This is a genomic window from Chryseobacterium sp. VD8, from assembly GCF_037149975.1.
GTDB lineage: Bacteria > Bacteroidota > Bacteroidia > Flavobacteriales > Weeksellaceae > Chryseobacterium > Chryseobacterium indicum.
In genome coordinates, this window is the sequence record NZ_JBBCQL010000037.1 from 1 (window position 1) to 15433 (window position 15433).

Genomic DNA, 15433 nt, shown 5'->3' on the forward strand with positions numbered 1-15433 from the left:
GATGTAAAATTGAAATATCGGACGAAAGAGAAGAACTGCTGGAAACTGGCGGCGGCTTGGTTTTTGCAAGAAAATTTCTCGATCATGGGGAAGACTTTCTAATCATGAATGCAGATATTCTTACCAATATTAATATCACAGAATTTGTAAAATACCATAAAAAGATAAAAGATTTTGCTACTTTAGCTGTATCGGACAGAGAGAGTTCGAGAAAACTGCTTTTCAACGATGATATGGTGTTAAGAGGCTGGCTGAATGTACAGACCGGCGAACAGAGACTTGCTGAGTTTAACAAGGGATTTAAAACTCTGGCTTTCAGCGGTGTTCATTGTATTAATCCCGTTATCTTTGAAAAGATAAAAAGAACAGGTAAATTTTCTGTAATGGAAGAATATCTGGATCTTATGCAGACGGAGCATATTCATGGTTTTCTGCACGACAGCATTTTAATTGATGTCGGCAGGCCGGAATCTGTAACGGAAGCCGAAAAACATTTTAAATAATTGTACAATGGGAATTGAAGGAACGAGAGATGAAAGTCTGGTAAATCCTGAATTGGATAGTAACGAAACAAAACTACAAAACAGTCTCCGGCAAAAAACCTGGGACGAAACCATTACAAAAGACAGCTGGATGGTTTTCAAGGTGATGGCAGAATTTGTGGACGGTTATGAAAAACTGGCTAAAATTGGTCCGTGTGTTTCTATTTTCGGATCGGCGAGATTAAAACCTCAAAGCAAATACTACAAAATGGCGGTAGAAATTGCGGAGAAAATTACAAAACTAGGATTCGGAATTATCACCGGAGGTGGTCCCGGAATTATGGAAGCAGGAAATAAAGGAGCTTTTAATACTCAGGGAAAATCAATCGGTCTAAATATCGATCTGCCTTTTGAACAGCATTTTAATCCCTACATCAATAAATCATATTCGATGAATTTCGATTATTTTTTTGTAAGAAAGGTAATGTTTGTAAAATATTCTCAGGGATTTATCGTAATGCCGGGAGGATTTGGAACACTGGATGAGCTTACGGAAGCTTTAACGCTGATTCAAACTAATAAAATAGGAAGATTTCCCATCGTTCTGGTAGGTTCGGAATTCTGGAACGGATTACTGGATTGGTTTCAGACCACTTTACTGAAAGAAAAGATGATCCATGAAGAAGACCTTGAACTTTACAGAGTGGTAGACAGCGCGGATGAAGCGGTTGCACACATTAAGGCTTTTTATGATAAGTATTCTGTAAATGTGAATTTTTAATTGGCATATTATTTGTGACTTAAAACTAACAATCATGATTGTAAATTTATTATCTAAGATGAAAAAAATTTTATCTATATCAGGAATTTTAGCACTTTTTGTGCTATTGAGTTTCACGTATGTAGACTTTTTCTCTTCAATGACTAAGGTGGATTATATTGATGGAAGCAAAACATTGAAGTTCACTACAAAAATGAATACAAATCACATTTCCGATGCTATAAAAATTAACCCGAATACGGCAGGATTTGAAGCAGAAGTTAAAAAGTATGTAAACAATAATTTTGATGTGTATGTCAATGGCTCACCGAAAACAATTACATTTACGGGAAGTCAGGTAAGCGGAGAAACAGTATGGGTATATTTTGAAACGGGAGGCGTTTCGGATATCAATACCTTAAGAATAAAGAATACAATCCTTTTAAGTGCTTTTCCAAAGCAGATTAACCTTGTTAATATTGCGTATCAGGGAATTCAGAAAACAATGAATTTCCAACGCGGAAAAGAAGTAAATGAAGTATCTTTTTAAAGACAATGAAATTAACAACGAAACCATCGCAAAAGCGGTGGTTTTTGTTTGAGCTATATTCATTTATTGTTCCCAATAAAATCCGGTTGTCCAGTGCATTGCATTTAATTCCACTTCATCATGAATAAAATCGTCCGGGAAATCTTTAAACCCAGATTTATTTTTTAATTCATTCATCACCATTTGAGCTTTTTCATAGCCTGAAAATATTCCGATAAATCTTTCATCATCCAAATAGGTATTCAGAGTACAAGTATGGCTCAGGCAAAAAACAGAGTCTATTCCCAACTCTTTTACCGATACTATACTTGCATCAACCTCATCTCCCGATTCCAGATAATCACGTCCTGTCTCTCCTATAGTTTCTGTAAACCCATCCTGCCAATGAACTTTATCTAAAATATATTTTTGAATTACAAAGCATTCCGGAAATATTTTAAAACCCGGTAATTGAACAGCCTTACTCTTTACTTTTTGCAGTTCTTCTAAATTCTTAAAATATCCTAACCTTTTAGATTCTGTATGGGAATCATCTGTATACGTATGGTCTAAAACATAAACAAAATACTGCATATTCTATAAAAGTTTTGGCAAAAATAAAAAGGCTGCCTAAAAAGACAGCCTTTATACTATTTAAATTTTCAAAATTCTTATTGAACCTGAATGTTATCCAACTGGATTGTAGTAGTAACACCACTTCCGTTTCCTGTGTATTCGAATAATACAAATCCGTTACCCGTTAAAGAAGTCGGGAAAGTGTACATTCCTGCAGGAGCAATTGTTCCATAAGCGCCTGTAGGAGCCTGTGGAATTGTAAATGCAGAAGTAATATCTGTTTTGGTAGCCTGAGTAATATCTCCAAGAGGAGTATAATTGGTTGTATAATATACTTTTAAAGCATTACCGTTAAAGAATCCTACATTTACGTCAAATTTCAGTGTGTTTGCTGCTGTAAAATCAACAGGTACTGCAAAATAAGTTACGTAAGGACCAGTTCCTGAATTAGCTCCCAACTGGATGTATTTGTTTCCGCTGAAAGTTTTTAATTGCCAATATCTGTTTCCTAGAAGCGGATCGTTTACATATTTAGGAAATACTTCAAGGTTAGCCGGAGATGTAGCATAACTTTCAAAGTTTTCAAGGAAAGCTCCTGAATAAGTAATTGCAGTTCCTCCTTTCGGCGGTGTAGCATCTACTCTTGTTCCTTTGAAGTTAATATCATTTGTATTTCTGATCAGCATCTGCCAAGTTGTATTATAACGGCTTACTACAAAAGTAATATCCCCGTTTCCTGTTGGCAATGTTTTAGATCCTTCAGAGAAGAAACCTGAATTTCTTAAAGTTACACTGTTTCCGGAAGCATCTTCCAAAGTTCTGTCTGTATCTACTCCTGCTCCTGCCACATAATCGATAAATGTTTTAGCAGTAGGATAAATATCTGCAATGGTAAACTGTGTATTAGCAACTTTTACCAATGTATTGATATACTGGTCACTTTTTGCAGCAGCAAGGTTTGGTAATTCTAAAGGTTTGATCGTAACCACCTCAAGACCATTCCCGTTACAAACTCCTGAAACATATCTGCTTAATAAAGAAGCAGGCACTCTTCCGATTGAATACGTAGGATCTACAGAACCGATTTTTACAGTCCCTCTGTCTAAACCTAATCTTAAACCTTTCGCATTAATTCTGATGTGCGCACCTACAGGAAAATCTGCATAGTTGCTGGATCTGTCAACCTCAATTTGTAAACCTGCAGTCGGATTTTCCGGCTTATCCTGGAAAGAAATTGTTTTATAGAAGTTTCCGTTTTCGTCTGAAGAAACTACATAACCATCAAAAATCTGGTCGTTTGAAATTAAAACATATCCTGTAGAGGGAGCCTGAGCTTTGAAAGCAGCCAAAGTCATTGTAGGAGCCGGGAATTTATTCTCACACTTGATTGGCGGAGTTTCCCACTCGTCTTTCTGAACACAAGATGTAATAGAAATCGCCGCAAATGCAACTCCTGCTACTAAACTTAAGTATTTCTTTATTGTCATTTTATTAATTTTTAGAATAATTAGTGAATTGATATTAAAATCTGAACTGTAAATTTACAAAATATGATCTTCCCTGAGTGTACCAGTATTTTGGTGCAAACAAAGTGTATTCTCTATTCAAATCCTGAGAAAAGGTAGGATACACCGCATTTCTTGTTTGTTCAAATCCTCCTGTAATATATTTTCTGTTATTTAAAATATTATTAACTGTAGCAGAAATTAAGACATAGTATTTACCGATTACCCAAGATTTTCCTGCATTCGCATTCAGAAAGAATGACGAAGGCAATTTGTTTGGCTGAAGTACTTTTCTAAGATCACTATCTGTAAGCCCGTAATATGGAGTTCCTGTAACATTGTTCTGAACAAACGATTCTGTTCTCACCAAAGCTGCAGGATCTAAATAATTTTCATCAAAATAATTCCAGTTGGCACCTACCCACCAGTATTTCGGGTTGTTGTAACGGAAACCTACCGAGTAAGCCTGTTGAGGAGTTCCTCCCTGACGATAATTATTGATATATGCTTTTCCAAGATCTACATACGGAAGACCGTTTGCAAAAACACCTACTGCATCTGACGCAAAATAAGTTTTTGGATCATTCTTATAAGTATACTGTCCGATGCTTGCTAAACCTTGTAATGATAATGTTGGTAACACTTTAACATCAACCCCAAGTTCAACTCCCATATTTCTCTTCTTAACATCCGTCATTACCTGAGATACGAAAGCACTCTGAACATTGGTCTGGTTACCATCTGCATCCACACTATTTAATGGAATACCGTCTGCAAAGAATCTCTGAACTGTTGTTTCATTGTCTGTATCAACCAAATAACCTGTTAATCTTAGTTTTAAGAAAGGAGAAGAAATAACATAACTAAGGTCATTTGCATTTACCGTCATGCTCTTCACGTTGGGTGCTACAGATCCGTTTACTCTTGGATTTACAAATAAATCTTCCAGATAAGGGGCCTGATTATAATACGCTCCGTTATAAACAAAGAAGTTTCTACCGTTCAGTCTGTAAACGATCTGTCCTTTCAGACCGTAGTTCCAGTAGTTATAATCCATCCCTTTTCCATAAGAATCTTTGTATAAGTAATGATTGAAAAGGCCTTCTCTGTTTGAAGAAGAATATCCTGCCAATGCAGATACGAATACATCAAAAGCTCCCGCTGTGAATCTTACACCAGGATTTACTTTTACTTCCTGTCTTCTGAAAATGTAGTCGTAAGTCATTTTATCACCTACTTTTTTCGTTACATTTTCTTCACCCTGATTGTATAATCCTGATTTTCCGGGCTGGTTTGTTGCTGCAAACGGGTCTCTGTTCAGTACAAAATCAGCACCTAAAAGATCGTTTACTTCTCTGTACTGCTCAGAACGGTAATTCTGATAAGATACGTTTAATAAGAATTTCGTATTATCATTAAAGTTGTGAACAAAGTGAGTAGAAGCATTCCAGATTTTATCATCACTTACATCGTTTACCAAATAATATAATGCTCTTTTACCAGTCTGCCCATAATAGGTTCCTGCAGGCTGCTGCATATTTCTCTGGTATAATCTGTCCCAGTTAAGCTGTGTAAAGTTCGGATCATTGGAAGTCCATCCGTTCATTGCAGCCTGAAAAGCCTGCTGAGCTGTTGTTCCTGTTACTCCTGTAGGAAGAGTTACAGAAGCATTAGGATCTAAAGAATCGTAATAACTTGGTAAGTTTCTGTAGTATGTAGGAGATGGATTCTGTACATTCTGCCAGTCCAGACGAGAACCTTTGTCTTTTCCGAATTGATAAGATACAGAAGTCCAAAGCGTATTGTTTTTATTGATTTTCCAGAAATCCTGAATCTGGAAGATCGGCTGGAATCCTTTTCTTACTCTTTCACTTCTCTGCTCTCCGTCCTGATATCCCCAATAAGAATTGTAATGAACACCTCTGTAGTTGTATACTTCCTGAGTACTTGGGCTTGCAGTAGATCTTCTGTAAGGTGCACCGATGAAATTAAACGTCATCGTATGCTTATCATTAAACTTCTTTTCAATTCCTAAATAAGCTCCGTAAGCATCATAGAACGTTCCTTCCTGAATACCTTCTTTCGCCCATCTTCTTGCTCCCATTGCAGTAAATGCCCATCCGCTCTTACTCATTCCTGAGCTGTATCTTAGAGATGTTCTGTTTCTGTAATTTCTGTTGGTTAAAGACTGAGTAAACTGAAATCCTTTTCGGTATTCACTCGCTTTAGTATTTTTATAAACCACAGAACTGTTTCCTCCAAACGCATATTCAGAAGGTGAATGATTTGAAGAAATTTCCGGGTATCTTGTAATTTCGTTAAGTCCTCCCCAGTTTCCAAAATCCACATTACCGTTATCAGACTTGATCATGGAAACACCATTTAACATAGTTTCTCCAAATCTTCCATCGATTCCTCTTGGGCGGAACCAATAAAATCCTAAATCAAACGCTGCGATTCTGCTGAAAATGTCCTGAGATGACTGTAGTAAACCGACTGTAGAAGCCTGTCCGCTGTTGCTATCCTCATCGTCTCCATCACTGTCAATGATTGCTAAACCTTGATCCGCGCTTGTAAGTGCAGAATATAGGGTAATAGTCCCTAAATCCTTTTTCTTCTCACTGTCCATTACATCGAACTCCATTACTTTGGTTTCGTAATTCGGTTTTGTAATCACAATTTGGTAATGCCCCGGCTTTAGGTCTACAAACTGGAAGTATCCGATTTTGTCAGCCGTTACATCATTGTCATTCCCTTTAAGATCTACTTCTGCCCTTTCAACGGGTTTTCCTTCGGCATCTTTTAAATATGCAGAGACCGTAGTCTGTGCAAAATAGTATGATGCTGGAAGTAAAGTAAATAAAGAGACTAATGATAGTTTTTTAATCATGAGTATATTTATTTTTTAAATACTTTTCTTATTAATTCTCAACAGTTTAAAAGTTGGGGACGCAAATTTAGTCAATTTTTAGAATTTACAACTTTTTTTACGTTATTTTTTCTTAACATTGCAAGCTTTTAAGAATCATTATAAATAAAAACGTAAATACCACATTTTAAATTTACAAATATTTAAAATAGCGGGAAGTTAAAAAAAAGTAAATTTGCAGATTAAATAATATTAATAATAACTCTAAGAGAATGAAGAAATTTTTGAGTTTTTTTGCCATCATTTTTTCGATAATGGCATTTTCACAACAGCAGGGTAAACTGAGAAAAGTGGCCACTGTAGGTTTTTTGAATGTGGAAAACCTTTGGGACACGATTCGCTCAGCAGATTATATCGACGGAACTAAAGACATTAAAAATCCAGCTTTTCACAGAAGCATTCCATTGGATTCCATTAAGTTTTTAGAAGCGGAAAAGTATGACGGACCGTGGAGCGACGGCGCTTTAATCGGGAAAAAAGTCGTAAGATACCAAGGAGGTTCAGAAGAATTTACTCCAAAAAGCGCTAAAAACTACAACACCAAAGTTTACAAGACAAAATTAGCAAATGAAGCTAAAGTAATTTCTGAAATGGGAGCACAGTATACCAAAACAGCTCCTGCAGTAGTAGGTTTAATTGAGGTTGAAAACAGACAGGTTATTCAGGATCTTATTAATGAACCGGCACTGAAGAAATATGATTACGGAATCATCCATTACAATTCTTACGATTACAGAGGAATTGATGTGGCTTTGATTTATCAGAAAAGAAGATTCACTCCAACAAATTCTTTGAAAAAAGAACTGAAAGTTTTCGGTGATGACGGAAAAAGAGAATATACAAGAGATATCCTGGTTGTTACAGGCTTCCTTGATAATGAGAAAGTGGCATTCTTCATGAATCACTGGCCTTCAAGAAGAGGAGGTGAAGCTATTTCCCTGCCAAAAAGAAATGCAGCAGCAGCTTTACTAAAACAGCAGATGGACAGTGTAAGAGCTGCAGATCCTTCTACTAAATTATTTGCCATGGGAGACTTTAACGATGATCCTGTAAGTTCAAGCTTAAAAAATTATCTGAAAGCACAGCCAAGTCCGAAAGATTTAAGTGATGCCAATCCTTATCTTAACCTAATGTATCCTCTGTACAAAAAAGGAGTTGCTTCATTAGCGTATCAGGACGCACCCAACTTATTTGACCAGATCATTGTTTCTAAAAATTTAATTCAGGATCAGGTTACAAAAGATTATTCGGTTTATAAGGCTGAAATTTTTGCTCCGGCTTACTTAGTGAATAAAGAAGGAAATTATAAAGGATATCCTTTCCGATCGTGGAACGGCGACCAGTTTACCGGCGGTTACAGCGACCACTTTCCGGCATTTGTAGTCCTCCAGAAAGAACCATAAAAATATAAGGCACTCAGATTGAGTGTCTTTTTTTTGTAAATTTATAAGATGAAAAATTTAGTTTTACTGTTAACACTTTCTTTATTTTCATTCAATTGTTCTGCACAGAGCAATCCTAAGAATGAAAAAGAAAAGTCGGAAATGAAACCATCAAAAAATGATGATGGCGAATGGGATCTTACGGTAATCGATACTCAGTTTGACTATTTTCTGAATGCGGTTGCAAAGCCAATCAGCCAATATTCTGAATCTTATCTAAAGAACAGAAATACTTTTCTTGTTACAGAATGGAATTCGTATTACAATTCCGGACGATACAGAAACGTCATTGAATCCTCGATTGATTATGATCCGAAGGAAAAATACGGTATTAAATTCGAATACAAACTGTATCAGGTTTTTGCATACGTAAACTGGAAATACGGTCTGAAAATGAACGGACTTTCTGGAAGTGACACCACAAGATATTAAAAAAGGTTCAGAGCAATTCTGAACCTTTTTTTTATAAACCGTTGAAAATTATTTGTTGAATAATTCTTCTACTTTATCCCAGTTTACTACTTCGAAAAATGCTGAAACATAATCAGGTCTTCTGTTTTGGTAATTTAAATAATAAGCATGTTCCCAAACATCAAGTCCTAAAACCGGAGTTCCTTTTACGTCTGCAACCGGCATTAACGGGTTATCCTGATTCGGAGTTGAAGAAACAGTAACGGAACCGTCAGCGTTTTTTACCAGCCAAGCCCATCCTGAACCGAATCTTGTTTTAGCAGCATCAGAAAAATCGGTCTTGAATTTTTCGAAACCACCGTAAGCTTCAATAGCAGCTTTTACGTTTCCTACCGGTTCTTTGCTTCCGCCCGGAGTTAAAATTTCCCAGAATAAAGTGTGGTTAAAGTGTCCTCCTCCATTGTTTCTTACCGCTGGTTTATCAGTTCCTGTCTGGCAGATTTCTTCGATAGTTTTTCCTTCAAGATCAGTTCCTTTGATCGCATTATTTAAATTGTCTACGTATGCTTGATGATGTTTTGTATGGTGGATTTCCATTGTTCTTGCATCAATTGTCGGCTCCAATGCATCGTAAGCATATCCTAGTTTTGGTAATTCAAATGACATAATTTTATTTTTAATGTTATTACCCAAATTTAGCCATTATTTAATCTATATTCAAAAAATGGGGATTACTTTAATAAATCTTTAACATTGATATATTGATTTAGAATGAATTAAATTTTCATGGTAAGAAAATCTAATGACGGAAGCTCATCAATTTTGAAAAATTTATTTGAATTAAAGTTGATAACAAATCAAAGGATTTAACAAGAATTTTCCCAAATTTTATTTTAATCTTTCAGTAAACTCTTTCAGTATCAAAGATTTTGTGGATTCAATGAAGTATTGAAATATCATACAAAAACCCTAGCCTCGATTGCAGCAATTGTCTGAGCTCATTTAATGATTTCGGCGGCGGCTTTGCCGCCGCCGAAATCATTAAATAGCGAGTGCGGAAAGCGAGATAAAGCTCCAAAAGAATAATTTAATTTCAAACTAAAAACGAAAAAGCACGAACATTAAACGTCCGTGCTTTCTCTTAACAAATTAAATTCAATTTATTTATTCATCGACATCAGGAATTCTTCGTTATTCAAAGTACCTTTGATGTTTTTGTCAACAAATTCCATTGCTTCAATTGGATTCATTTCAGAAAGGTATTTTCTAAGAATCCACATTCTCTGAGATGTTACCTCATCCAGAAGCAGATCGTCTCTACGGGTACTTGAAGCTACCAAATCAATAGCAGGATAAATTCTTCTGTTGGCAATTTTTCTGTCTAACTGAAGCTCCATGTTTCCAGTACCTTTAAATTCTTCAAAGATTACCTCATCCATTTTAGAACCCGTATCAATAAGAGCCGTTGCAATGATCGTTAGAGAACCTCCTCCTTCAATCTTTCTCGCTGCTCCGAAGAATCTTTTCGGTTTATGGAGTGCATTTGCATCAACACCTCCCGATAAAACCTTTCCGGAAGCAGGCGTTACGGTGTTATAAGCTCTTGCCAGTCTGGTAATGGAGTCTAATAAAATCACTACATCATGACCGCATTCCACCATTCTTTGTGCTTTCGCCAGAACAAGGTTAGCCACTTTTACGTGCTTTTCTGCCGCTTCATCAAAGGTAGATGCAATCACTTCTGCATTTACGCTTCTTTCCATATCGGTAACTTCTTCCGGACGTTCGTCAATCAGAAGAACCATCATATACACTTCCGGGTGATTGGCAGCGATAGAATTGGCAATATCTTTCAGCAACATCGTTTTACCGGTTTTTGGCTGTGCTACGATCATTGCTCTCTGTCCTTTTCCGATTGGTGCAAAAAGATCCACCACTCTTGTAGAAATCGTAGAGCCTTTTCCGGCAAGGTTGAATTTCTCCTGTGGGAAAAGCGGGGTTAAATATTCAAAAGCAACACGGTCTTTAATAAAAGCAAGATCGCGTCCGTTAACTTCTGTTGGTCTTAACAAAGAGAAGTATTTTTCGCCTTCTTTCGGTAATCTTACAATTCCTTTTACAGTGTCTCCGGTTTTCAGACCAAAATTTCTGATCTGCGCCGTAGAAACATATACGTCATCGGGAGAAGAAATATAACTAAAGTCTGAAGAACGTAAAAATCCGTAATTGTCGGGTAAAATTTCCAGAACTCCTTCAATACTTACCATTCCGTCGAAACTGAATTCCTTTTTAGGAGCTTCGTGCTGTTCCTCCGCTCTTTCAGAATGCTGCTGTTGCTGCTTATTCTGATGCTGGTTTTGGTTTTGATTCGGGTTTTGGTTATGATTTTGATTTCTATGCTGGTTTCCGTTGTTGTTCGGATTGTTGTTTTGTCCTTTTGGGGATCTAGCCTGATGTTGAGGGGAATTATTCGGCTTTTCTTCTGCTGGAGCAGATTCTTGAGATTCTGTGTTTTTTGGAGCTTCTGTTTTTTCCTGAGGCGCTTCTGCGTTGGCTGTATTGGCAGGAGAAACTCTTTTCCTCTTTTTCTTAGTCTGCGCTACTGCAGTCTGTTCTTCTGGTGCTGCTGTAGGTTCTGTTTTTGTTTCTTCAGCTTTAGGTTCTTCGGAAACGGGTTCTTTCACCTCTGCTTCAGTTTTTTCCTCTGCTTTAGGTTTTGTTTCTTCCGCAGGTTTCGCTTCAGCTTTTGTTTTAGCTGCCGTTTTTTTAGGAGCAGCTTTTCTGGCAGGAGCCTTCGCAGGTTTTTCTGCCGGTTTTTCCTCAGTATTCATACTGGTTTCAGTAGCGTTGAAATATTCTTTTGCTACTTTTGGATTGGAGGCCTGAAAGTCAAGAATTGCAAAGATTTTGTCATTTTCAGTGCTGTTTCTTGCCACTTTAACGCCCAAATCCTTTAAGATTTTAGTCAGTTCCGTTACGGATTTTGACCTTAACGTTTCAATGTTAAACATATTTAGTGTAAAAAATGTAATTAATTGTGAATAAGAAAAGTAAGTCAGGTGACTGTTGTTTTCAAGTACATTCGTATAATGCAAATCTACACTTATTTTTGAATTGTGCAAAATTTATATTACTTTTGCGTAGAATTTAATATTCAATGCTACAAAGAATACAGACTATATGGACTTTTTTAGCAGTGTTGGCTGCTGTGTTTCTGTTCATTACAGGAGAAGATGTTGTTATTTCAGACAGCTTTCCTGTGATTAATATCGGATGTATTGTCCTTGTTTTGCTGGGAGTACTCAGTATTTTCAGCTTTAAAAACAGAAAAAGACAAATTCTGCTGAATAACATCAGCATTATTATAAACGCTTTGTTGATTGGTGTATTGATGTACTGGTTACTAAAATTATCCGGAGGAATAGATTTTCCTGAGAAGGGTATTGAGCCGGTTTTCTCATTAATTGCGGTGATCTGTCTGCTTATAGCAAACATTTACATCAAAAAAGATGAGAGGCTCGTAAAATCTGTAGACAGACTTCGATAACCTTACAACGATTTTTTGAGTGAGAACAGCTTCTTTTAAGGAGCTGTTTTTTATTTTGTGTAATTTTTAACATTGCCCGTACTTAAGAGACGATTTTACTGTATTTTTTCATTTAAAAACATTACGCATGCAACATTTCCGTTTATATTGCGACAGATTGTTTATAAATTATTAAAAATGAAAAAACTTACTTATCTTACCTTTTCACTTTTCTCTATATTTTCTTTCGCACAGGAAGTTTCTACGGAAAGAGTACAGACTGTTCTTTCAACTCTGGCTTCTGATGAAATGAAAGGCCGCGAAATCGGAACTGCTGAAAATGATAATGCAGCCAATTATATCGCCAAATTATTTAAAGAAAACAATTTAGAGTACTGTACAGGAAATTCTTATCTGGTTCCTTTTGACTACAAAGGAAAAACAGCTTATAATGTTTGTGGCGTTAAAAAAGGAAAAACAGAAAAACTTCTAGGATTTTCGGGACATTTTGACCATATCGGAACCAGCAACAATCCTCAGGACAATATTTATAATGGTGCAGATGATGATGCAAGCGGAATTACCACTCTGGTAGGAATTGCAGATTATTTCAAAAATAAAAAACCGGAGTTTTCTTTGGTTTTCATGGCATTTAACGGAGAAGAAAAAGGAATGTTGGGTTCCAGAGCCATTTCAAAGGATGAGAATCTGAATCCGATTTATGATAAAATGACTGCGCTGTTTAATTTCGAAATGGTGGCAACAGAATCTGCTTTCGGAAAGAACGCTTTGTTCATGACAGGTGATGAATTTTCGGATCTTGATGAATTATTTAATAAAAATGCCGCGAATGGCTTAAAAATAAATCCCGATCCTTATGCTTCAGAACAGCTTTTCTACCGATCAGACAACGTGAGTTTTGTAAAAAAGAAAATTATCGCTCATTCTTTTTCAACGGTTGATATGACTAAAGCGACGCATTATCACCATGAAAATGATGATTTCCACGTTGTGGATTTTAATAATTTAACAACAATAATCAATAATTTCGGGAAAACTTTAGACAAACTTTCGCCAAAGAATTTTGCACCGAAGTATAATGATAAAGTTAGATTTTAAAAGTTAATATAAAAGCTGCCATTCTTCGGGCGGCTTTATTTTTTCCGAAAACTGTAACAAAATAAATGCTGCAGAAACTTATTTTATAAAGTAAAAGGCGATTAAAAATGTCTTATCATTTAAATTACGTAATTTTGCTATCCAATTTTTTCATTGAATGAACGAATATAAAAAAATATTAAAATTCGCAAAACCTCATCAGAAATATATTTTCGGAAGTTTATTTTTCAACTTATTATATTCTGTATTTCAGATTGCTTCATTAGGAACGATTCTTCCTGTTTTGGGCATGCTTTTCGGAACTATTAAAAGAGAAGATTTTGAATCTGCACCTGTATATTCCGGAAATCTTACAGATTTATTTCCGTATCTGAAAAACTATTCCAATTACTATATCCAGACTTTGGTGGATGATTATGGTACGCTGAATGTTTTAGCATGGCTCTGCGTCATCACGGCATTTATGTTTTTGCTGAGGAACCTTTTCAGATATTTAGGATCTTTCCTGTTGATTAATTATCGTGTAGGCGTTACGAAAGATCTGCGCGGAGAAATGTACCGTAAGGTTTTAGCTTTGCCGGTTTCATTTTTTACAGAGAGCAGAAAAGGAGATATGATGTCGCGTATGTCTAATGACGTAGGCGAAGTGGAAGGCAGTATTCTAGGAAGTTTGGTGGAACTGATTAATGCTCCGTTTATGCTTGTGAGTACATTAATAAGTCTTTTCCTGCTAAGTTCTGAATTAACGCTTTTTTCTCTTCTGGTTTTACCGGTGATGGGAACTTTAATCGCGTTAATCGGGAAAAGTCTTAAAAAAGATTCTCATGAAGCGCAGAACGAAATGGGAACGATATTTTCTATTGTTGATGAAACTTTAAAGTCTTCAAAAGTAATTAAGATTTTCAGTGCAGAAAAGATTATGGATAACCGTTTTATGGGTTCTATGCAGAGATGGATCGACAGCTCAATACGATTGGGAAGAAAAAAAGAACTGGCATCGCCGATCAGTGAATTCCTTGGTTCTGTTACTTTCTTAATTATTGCATGGTATGGCGGAAAGCAGATTGTTGTGGAACACAGCATTGCGCCACAGGATTTTTTAGTTTTTTTAGGAATGTTCTTCCAGATTTTACCTCCGGTAAAGAGTTTATCACAATCAATTTCAAACGTACAGAAAGGAGAAGCTTCTTTACACAGAGTATTGGAAATTCTTGAAGCGGACGTGAAAATTGAAGAAGTTGCTAATCCTGTAAGTATTTCAACACTTAATAAAGCTATTGAATTTAAAAATATTGGTTTTTACTACGATAAAGACCATGCTATTCTTAAAAATTTCTCTTTAAGTATTCCTAAAGGAAAAACCGTAGCTCTTGTCGGACAAAGCGGCAGCGGAAAAACAACGATCGCCAATCTTCTGGCAAGATTTTATGATGTTTCTGAAGGTGAAATTCTGATTGATGGTGTAAATATTAAAAATTTAAGGTTAAAAGAATACCGTAAACTTCTCGGGATGGTTACTCAGGAATCTGTATTATTTAACGATACGGTTTACAATAATATTCTGATGGGGAAACCTGAAGCCACAAGAGAAGAGGTAATTGCTGCTGCCAAAATTGCCAATGCAGATAACTTTATTACGAATCTTCCTGACGGATACGATTCTAACATCGGAGATGACGGAGGAAAGCTTTCCGGAGGTCAGAAACAAAGAGTTTCCATTGCAAGAGCTGTATTGAAAAATCCACCGATTATGATTCTGGATGAAGCAACTTCTGCTCTGGACACGGAGTCGGAAAGATTTGTTCAGGATGCGCTCGAAAAAATGATGGAAAACAGAACCTCTCTTGTTATTGCGCACAGGCTCTCCACTATTCAAAAAGCTGACTGGATTGTGGTAATGGAAAAAGGAGATATTGTAGAACAGGGAACGCATCATGATCTTATTGCGAAAAAAGGAGTTTATCACAAACTTGTGGAACTGCAGAACTTCGATTAATATCATAAAAAATATATCAGGAAAGAGTATTTCGAAAGGTTTTAAATTCCTTTGGAAATACTCTTTTCAGGTTAAAAGATTTGATACTTTTCAGCTATACTAAAGTTTATTCAATGTCTCAACCTGCAGCAAAAAAGCCTCAGTAAAAGCAATTACTG

General features: G+C 36.2%; 13 protein-coding genes. 8 read left to right on the plus strand and 5 right to left on the minus strand.

The genetic code is table 11. The features are described 5' to 3' along the window. The 3 genes from WFK35_RS06325 to WFK35_RS06335 form a co-directional block, all read left to right on the plus strand. On the plus strand, positions 1-503 hold a 503-nt coding region (locus tag WFK35_RS06325), incomplete at its 5' end, for a nucleotidyltransferase family protein (RefSeq protein ID WP_336731896.1). A 7-nt stretch (positions 504-510) separates the two neighbouring features. Then, a complete protein-coding gene (locus WFK35_RS06330; protein ID WP_235132555.1) occupies positions 511-1263 on the plus strand; it encodes a TIGR00730 family Rossman fold protein in 753 nt (250 codons plus the stop codon). Between the two features lie 58 nt (positions 1264-1321). Continuing rightward, entirely contained in the window at positions 1322-1792 is a 471-nt protein-coding gene (locus WFK35_RS06335; RefSeq protein ID WP_235132554.1) for a DUF6702 family protein, read from the plus strand. Positions 1793-1855: 63 nt separating this feature from the next. On the opposite strand, the gene WFK35_RS06340 is transcribed toward WFK35_RS06335, so the two are convergent. The 3 genes from WFK35_RS06340 to WFK35_RS06350 form a co-directional block, all read right to left on the minus strand. Continuing rightward, positions 1856-2365, minus strand: a complete 510-nt coding sequence (locus WFK35_RS06340; RefSeq protein WP_336731897.1) for a DUF7336 domain-containing protein — start codon at positions 2363-2365, stop codon at positions 1856-1858. Between the two features lie 77 nt (positions 2366-2442). Further along, complete coding sequence (locus WFK35_RS06345; protein ID WP_336731898.1) at positions 2443-3834, minus strand: DUF5689 domain-containing protein; 1392 nt, start codon at positions 3832-3834, stop codon at positions 2443-2445. 34 nt (positions 3835-3868) lie between these two features. Next, complete coding sequence (locus WFK35_RS06350) at positions 3869-6742, minus strand: carboxypeptidase regulatory-like domain-containing protein (RefSeq protein ID WP_214588215.1); 2874 nt, start codon at positions 6740-6742, stop codon at positions 3869-3871. 251 nt (positions 6743-6993) lie between these two features. Between WFK35_RS06350 and WFK35_RS06355 the strand changes: the two genes are divergently transcribed. Together WFK35_RS06355 and WFK35_RS06360 are read left to right on the plus strand one after the other, a co-directional pair. Next, on the plus strand, positions 6994-8184 hold the full coding sequence (locus WFK35_RS06355; protein ID WP_336731899.1) for an endonuclease/exonuclease/phosphatase family protein: 1191 nt from the start codon (positions 6994-6996) through the stop codon (positions 8182-8184). A gap of 48 nt (positions 8185-8232) precedes the next feature. Next, a complete protein-coding gene (locus tag WFK35_RS06360) occupies positions 8233-8655 on the plus strand; it encodes a DUF6146 family protein (RefSeq protein ID WP_214588213.1) in 423 nt (140 codons plus the stop codon). Positions 8656-8703: 48 nt separating this feature from the next. On the opposite strand, the gene WFK35_RS06365 is transcribed toward WFK35_RS06360, so the two are convergent. Next, positions 8704-9300, minus strand: coding sequence for a superoxide dismutase (locus WFK35_RS06365; protein WP_273139652.1), 597 nt, complete (start codon positions 9298-9300; stop codon positions 8704-8706). Between the two features lie 494 nt (positions 9301-9794). After that, positions 9795-11645, minus strand: a complete 1851-nt coding sequence (gene rho / locus WFK35_RS06370) for a transcription termination factor Rho (RefSeq protein WP_336731900.1) — start codon at positions 11643-11645, stop codon at positions 9795-9797. 146 nt (positions 11646-11791) lie between these two features. On the opposite strand from rho, the gene WFK35_RS06375 reads away from it, so the two are divergent. The 3 genes from WFK35_RS06375 to WFK35_RS06385 all read left to right on the plus strand — a co-directional run bounded on the left by WFK35_RS06375 (position 11792) and on the right by WFK35_RS06385 (position 15275). After that, a complete protein-coding gene (locus WFK35_RS06375) occupies positions 11792-12181 on the plus strand; it encodes a DUF4293 family protein (protein WP_336731901.1) in 390 nt (129 codons plus the stop codon). Between the two features lie 177 nt (positions 12182-12358). Beyond that, positions 12359-13279, plus strand: a complete 921-nt coding sequence (locus tag WFK35_RS06380; protein ID WP_336731902.1) for a M28 family peptidase — start codon at positions 12359-12361, stop codon at positions 13277-13279. 157 nt (positions 13280-13436) lie between these two features. Continuing rightward, positions 13437-15275, plus strand: a complete 1839-nt coding sequence (locus WFK35_RS06385; RefSeq protein WP_214588209.1) for an ABC transporter ATP-binding protein — start codon at positions 13437-13439, stop codon at positions 15273-15275. The last annotated feature ends 158 nt before the right edge of the window (positions 15276-15433 follow it).

Excerpts from the sequence above, each read along its gene's own strand:
- WFK35_RS06330 (WP_235132555.1), top strand. The coding sequence starts at position 511 with ATGGGAATTGAAGGAACGAGAGATGAAAGTCTGGTAAATCCTGAATTG.
- WFK35_RS06335 (WP_235132554.1), top strand. The coding sequence starts at position 1,322 with ATGAAAAAAATTTTATCTATATCAGGAATTTTAGCACTTTTTGTGCTA.
- WFK35_RS06340 (WP_336731897.1), bottom strand. The coding sequence starts at position 2,365 with ATGCAGTATTTTGTTTATGTTTTAGACCATACGTATACAGATGATTCC.
- WFK35_RS06345 (WP_336731898.1), bottom strand. The coding sequence starts at position 3,834 with ATGACAATAAAGAAATACTTAAGTTTAGTAGCAGGAGTTGCATTTGCG.
- WFK35_RS06350 (WP_214588215.1), bottom strand. The coding sequence starts at position 6,742 with ATGATTAAAAAACTATCATTAGTCTCTTTATTTACTTTACTTCCAGCA.
- WFK35_RS06355 (WP_336731899.1), top strand. The coding sequence starts at position 6,994 with ATGAAGAAATTTTTGAGTTTTTTTGCCATCATTTTTTCGATAATGGCA.
- WFK35_RS06360 (WP_214588213.1), top strand. The coding sequence starts at position 8,233 with ATGAAAAATTTAGTTTTACTGTTAACACTTTCTTTATTTTCATTCAAT.
- WFK35_RS06365 (WP_273139652.1), bottom strand. The coding sequence starts at position 9,300 with ATGTCATTTGAATTACCAAAACTAGGATATGCTTACGATGCATTGGAG.
- rho (WP_336731900.1), bottom strand. The coding sequence starts at position 11,645 with ATGTTTAACATTGAAACGTTAAGGTCAAAATCCGTAACGGAACTGACT.
- WFK35_RS06375 (WP_336731901.1), top strand. The coding sequence starts at position 11,792 with ATGCTACAAAGAATACAGACTATATGGACTTTTTTAGCAGTGTTGGCT.
- WFK35_RS06380 (WP_336731902.1), top strand. The coding sequence starts at position 12,359 with ATGAAAAAACTTACTTATCTTACCTTTTCACTTTTCTCTATATTTTCT.
- WFK35_RS06385 (WP_214588209.1), top strand. The coding sequence starts at position 13,437 with ATGAACGAATATAAAAAAATATTAAAATTCGCAAAACCTCATCAGAAA.